General features: G+C 39.1%; 5 protein-coding genes. 4 read left to right on the top strand and 1 reads right to left on the bottom strand.

The features are described from left to right. Nucleotides 1–148 precede the first annotated feature (148 nt). The gene (locus AC1DPQ_RS17000; protein WP_477582531.1) at nucleotides 149–1,027 is read left to right on the top strand and encodes a PorP/SprF family type IX secretion system membrane protein; all 879 of its coding nucleotides are present in this window, start codon (nucleotides 149–151) and stop codon (nucleotides 1,025–1,027) included. Nucleotides 1,028–1,363: 336 nt separating this feature from the next. On the opposite strand, the gene AC1DPQ_RS17005 is transcribed toward AC1DPQ_RS17000, so the two are convergent. After that, nucleotides 1,364–1,975: a hypothetical protein gene (locus AC1DPQ_RS17005; protein WP_215124803.1), complete on the bottom strand. Its 612-nt coding sequence runs from the start codon at nucleotides 1,973–1,975 to the stop codon at nucleotides 1,364–1,366. Between the two features lie 172 nt (nucleotides 1,976–2,147). On the opposite strand from AC1DPQ_RS17005, the gene AC1DPQ_RS17010 reads away from it, so the two are divergent. The 3 genes from AC1DPQ_RS17010 (at nucleotide 2,148) to AC1DPQ_RS17020 (ending at nucleotide 5,003) form a co-directional block, all read left to right on the top strand. Continuing rightward, complete coding sequence (locus AC1DPQ_RS17010) at nucleotides 2,148–3,404, top strand: prephenate dehydrogenase (RefSeq protein WP_029278641.1); 1,257 nt, start codon at nucleotides 2,148–2,150, stop codon at nucleotides 3,402–3,404. A gap of 9 nt (nucleotides 3,405–3,413) precedes the next feature. After that, nucleotides 3,414–4,007, top strand: a complete 594-nt coding sequence (locus tag AC1DPQ_RS17015; RefSeq protein WP_477610329.1) for a hypothetical protein — start codon at nucleotides 3,414–3,416, stop codon at nucleotides 4,005–4,007. A gap of 162 nt (nucleotides 4,008–4,169) precedes the next feature. After that, a complete protein-coding gene (locus AC1DPQ_RS17020; protein WP_477610330.1) occupies nucleotides 4,170–5,003 on the top strand; it encodes a sulfite exporter TauE/SafE family protein in 834 nt (277 codons plus the stop codon). The last annotated feature ends 141 nt before the right edge of the window (nucleotides 5,004–5,144 follow it).

Below are 5,144 nucleotides of genomic sequence, written 5' to 3' on the forward strand. Positions count from 1 at the left end.
ACCCAAGGTTATCAAAACAACTGGGAAGGCTATTTTAACGGAAAGCCACTTACCGAAGATACTTATTATTATATGCTCGATTTAGGGGGAGATGGTTCTATTAAAGGTTTTATATCAATCTTATATAAAAAATAACAGCGTGAAAAAAATGAAATGTTATATGGCGGGGCTGTTGTTTTTGTTTGTTACGCCAGCATTTGCCCAGCTTAACCCCATGGGTAGCATCTACTATCAGAACCAGTTTTTGGCTAACCCGGCAATGGCAGGTTTAGAAACCGGACTAAATTTAAATGCAGCATTTAAAACGCAATGGACGGGGGTAGATGGTGCACCAAAGATTCAGTATTTAACTGGCGACTATGGTTTGACTAATAATAAAGTAGGTTTGGGTATTCTTTTTTACAATGAAGGTGCAGGCGCCATTAACCGTACCAGGGCAACTGTAACTTATGCTTATCATTTGCCTTTAAATGGGGGGACCAACTTCTTGGATTTTGGTTTGTCTGCCGGCATTATGAATGAATGGATTGATTTTGGTAAAGCCAAAGGCGATTTAGACGACGATGTACTCAATAGCTTTAACGATCGTAGATTATATTTGGATGGCGATTTTGGAGTAGCTTACCGCTCCGATAAATTGACACTACAGGCTGCTTTGCCTAATCTTAAACGGTTTTTTAAAAGAGATGTACTGCGAAACGTGGTAGACCGATCGATTTATTTTATCGCAGCCGGTTATAAATTCACAACTGATAAAGTAATCAACAGTATTGAACCGAAATTGGTGTATAGAGGGGTGCAGAATTATGATGGTATTTTTGATGCCGGTGTAAATCTTCAGTTTTTAGAGAATAAGTTGATGCTTAACGGCATATATCATAGCACCAACAGTTTTACAGCTGGTTTTGGTGCAAACTACAAAAACCAATTTTCGGTTTTATTCCAGTACACTACCAATACTTCAAAAATGCAGAGTTATAGCAATGGCGAATTTGAGGTGGGTTTGAAGTATAGCATCAAAAATTAAGCGTGTTATCGTCATTTCGACTGAATGCAACGGAATGGAGAAATCTACTGTTAAATGTATTTGCAGATTTCTCGAATAATTTAATCATTTTTTTAATTCAGTTATTTGTTTGGAAAGCAGTTCCGCTCCCGCTTCTGCCGATGAAATATCGGCATCTCGCTTTGATCGGGTTTAGGGGGCCAAATAGTGCTGCTATAATTGGAATAAACCCGACAGTAGCGGACACTGAACGCAGTGAGGTAAAGCGAATGGCGGGGCTAGTGGAACCGAAGCACTACTAGCCCTGCTTTTCTAAAAAAAAAGTTAAGTTTTTTCAATTAATTAAAAAGTCTTCGACTATCTTCCCCGGCCATCATCCCATTTATTACGCTCGTCCTGCAGCTCACGGGCAAGTCTCATTTCTTTATCCTTTGCTTTTACTTTGTGTGCCTGAAATTCATCGGCCACTTCCTGGTAAAGCTCGGTTCTGTACTTCGCTTCGTGCCTTAATTTGCCGGATTGGAAAATTACAAAGGCCAAACCTACCCCAAGTACAATAATAATGGCCCAAACAATGGTATTATAGGTGCCTTTATTGAAGGATATGCCTAAAAATTTAATTTCATTAACAGCAGCGTTGGCATTGGCCAAGGAACTTTCTTTTCCATTTACTTCGCCTTTTAAGCTTGAAATGTTATCGGCTTGTGCTTTAATTTCCTGACGGGCTTCCTGCAGCTGCTTGCGTTCTTTTCTGAGCGTATCACTAACACTTTTCCATAAGGATGATAAACGTGACGGATTGATCAGCCTTGCGCCGTTGAAGCTTTTAGATTTCTTTAACATGAACTGATACTGCCCATTTAGAGATGGGTCGGTATTTTTCGTAGTATCAGGTAAAGTTTGCCCAAAGGCAACGTTTAAAAATAGCATAGCGCCTAAAAACAATAGGGTGTGTTTAATTTTCTGCATAGTTTAAATATAGGTGTTAGAATGTAAAACTACATTTTTATCTATTTTTCCGGTTAATAAAATTTGTTTAAGGTTTTGGCAAATCGATAAAATTGTTCTGGTTTAACATTCTAAATAACAATTTTATCTAAGTTTTATTATAAATTTATTTGCGATAGGTTACATTTGTTTCATGCAAATAGGAATTATTGGTTTGGGCGATATGGGCAAATTGTATGCACTATCGTTCATAAACGCTGGTTATAAGGTATGTGGGGCAGATATGCCCTTACGTTTTACAGATTTAAAAAATGAGCTGGAACCTAAAGGAATCGAGGTTTTAATCGATGGCCATGAGGTTGCCCGTAAATCAGACTTTATTATCTATTGCGTTGAAGCCGAAAAAATTGATGAGGTGGTAGCTGCTTTTGCCCGCTCAACAAAATATGGTGCCATAGTTGCCGGACAAACCTCGGTTAAACATCCCGAAATTGCTGCTTTCGAAAAACACCTTCCAGAGGATACCCAGATTGTAACCTGTCATTCTTTGCATGGTCCGGCATTTAGTCCGGAAGGGCAAACACTTGTGGTAGTGCGTCACCGTGCTACCGATGCTGTTTATGCCAAAGCCTTAGAAATTTATAAATCTTTAAAATCGAACATTATTGAAATGGACGATTATAGGGAGCACGACCGCATTGTGGCCGATACACAGGCGGTAACACACATGGGGTTCGAAAGCATGGGCTCGGCATGGAAAAATGCGGGTTTTTTCCCCTGGGATAATCCGGCATATGCGGGTGGAATCGATAACGTGAAAATTTTGACCACGCTGAGAATTTTTAGTTACAAATCGCACATTTATGCTGGTTTGGCCATTTTAAATCCTTATGCCCAGAAACAGGTAAAATATTATGCGCAGGCCGAATCGGAACTGTTTAAGCTGATGATATGTGAAAATGAGGCGGAGTTTAGGGAAAAGATTTATGCGGCCCGCGATTTCGTTTTTCACGAAAGCCGTTCGCTTTTACTGTTGGATGATAACATCATGAAAGAATTCAGCCTATCGGATGCCAGCCATAAACAGAAACCAAATTCGCATTTAAGTTTGCTGAGCATGGTATATGCCTGGTATAAAATGGGCGTAAACCCTTACGATAACCTGATCTGCCAAACGCCACCTTTTAAATTGAGGCTGGGCATTGCCGAATATCTTTTCAAAAATGAAGCAATGTTAGAGGAGTCGATTAATACTGCTTTGTATGATAAATCTATCCGTGGCGATGATTTAGAATTCCACACCGCGGTGCACGAATGGGCATCGATTATTGGCTATGGCGATTTAAAAGGTTACAAAGAACATTTCGAAGCGGCCAAATCATTCTTCGCCAACCGTTTAAATGATGGAAGAGATTTAAGTGCGGAAATGATTAAGCGATTAGGCAAGTAACTATTAGGGATGAAGATCATTCTGAATAAACCTGATCTGGTTTCGTTGTTGCAACAACAATTAATAGAGATAGAAATACTTTGTGGGGAGTACGATAAAGGAACTGATGTTGTTATTCCATCAATTGCCGAAAAAATCGTCGTGATTTTTCATAACTCCGATCAAGCAAAAGCATTGGTGAGCCAGCTTAAATTAAATCATCTCGATATGTATTGCAGTTCGGAGATTTATGATTTCAAGAGCCTTACTAATTTTATCGGCTTGTTGAAACTGGCACATCGTACTGGAAAGGGATGGGCGTATGTTGCTGGGTTAGACCGTTCTGTTTTAATAAGGGTATCGCAAGAAAACTGGTGGAACAATAAAAAAGTGATTGTTGATTCGGACGGGATTGCTTTTACGAGGGCTAAAATAATTAAATCATTAGCCAGTACTGAGCCTTTGGTGCTAAATACTTCAGGCTGGACGGTTAAAGATGCCGAAGGCAACAAATCAACTATCGACCCAATACCCGAAACTGTTCGGCAAATTGCTTTCGAAGTACTTGAAAGTTTTCGGGGTGTTGATTTGAATAAGGAAAGTAAACTTTATTACAAGTCATAGTTAATGATTGAATTTTGAATGAGAGAATGATTGAATGAGCAGATGCTATATTCACTCATTCAATCATTGCTTCAAAATTCTATTTATCCATATAACATATAGACTTTATTTTATTCCCTTAATTCTTCGTTTACCCAAAAAGAGTGCATTATATTTGCCCGCATGTCGGTATTGCTGTTTACCATTATCATTTTATTAGGTGCTTTTTTAGCCGGATTATTGGGTTCGCTGACGGGCTTGGGTGGGGGAGTAATTATTATTCCATTGCTCACTTTAGCTTTAGGGGTTGATATCCATTATGCTATAGGTGCATCAATTGTTTCTGTTATTGCAACCTCTTCGGGTTCGGCAGCAGCTTATGTAAAAGAAGGGATTACCAATATCCGAATTGGAATGTTTTTAGAAATCGCTACCACAATAGGTGCGGTGTGCGGTGCAATTGTAGCCGTTTATCTCAATGCCAATTATATTGCTATTCTATTTGGCTGTATCCTGATTTTTTCGGCCATCATGACGCTAAAGAAAAAGGTAGATCATACTACTTTAGATAATACCGATAAATGGGCCAATTTTTTTAAACTCAATGGATCTTATCCAGATAAAGGTGTAGATCATCCATATGCGGTAAAACATGTTCCGGGAGGTTTTTTAATGATGCTTTTTGCCGGAACATTATCGGGTTTGCTCGGTATTGGGAGTGGGGCATTAAAAGTAATCGCGATGGATAACATTATGCGTTTGCCATTTAAGGTATCAACAACAACCAGTAATTTTATGATGGGGGTTACTGCTGCTGCCAGTGCGGTGGTTTACTTACATCGTGGCCAGATCGATCCGGGCATTGCCATGCCAGTATGTATCGGCGTTTTAACTGGCGCAACTATTGGCTCAAAAATTTTGTTAAGAGCCAAAACCGATAAGCTCAAAATGATATTTGCCGTAGTTGTTGTATTCTTGGCATTACAGATGATTTATAAAGGAATAAGCGGATTATAATGCGTACAACAGGAAAAGAAAACCTAAACGATAAGGATATTCAGGTAATTTTGGGTACGCTTCTGCGTGCGGGTGTAATTATTTCGATGAGCATTGTATTAATAGGTGGTGCCATTTTTCTAATCCATAATAGTGGAGCCA

The organism is Pedobacter sp. 01T416_2 (assembly GCF_056398925.1).

Excerpts from the sequence above, each read along its gene's own strand:
- AC1DPQ_RS17000 (WP_477582531.1), top strand. The coding sequence starts at position 149 with ATGAAATGTTATATGGCGGGGCTGTTGTTTTTGTTTGTTACGCCAGCA.
- AC1DPQ_RS17005 (WP_215124803.1), bottom strand. The coding sequence starts at position 1,975 with ATGCAGAAAATTAAACACACCCTATTGTTTTTAGGCGCTATGCTATTT.
- AC1DPQ_RS17010 (WP_029278641.1), top strand. The coding sequence starts at position 2,148 with ATGCAAATAGGAATTATTGGTTTGGGCGATATGGGCAAATTGTATGCA.
- AC1DPQ_RS17015 (WP_477610329.1), top strand. The coding sequence starts at position 3,414 with ATGAAGATCATTCTGAATAAACCTGATCTGGTTTCGTTGTTGCAACAA.
- AC1DPQ_RS17020 (WP_477610330.1), top strand. The coding sequence starts at position 4,170 with ATGTCGGTATTGCTGTTTACCATTATCATTTTATTAGGTGCTTTTTTA.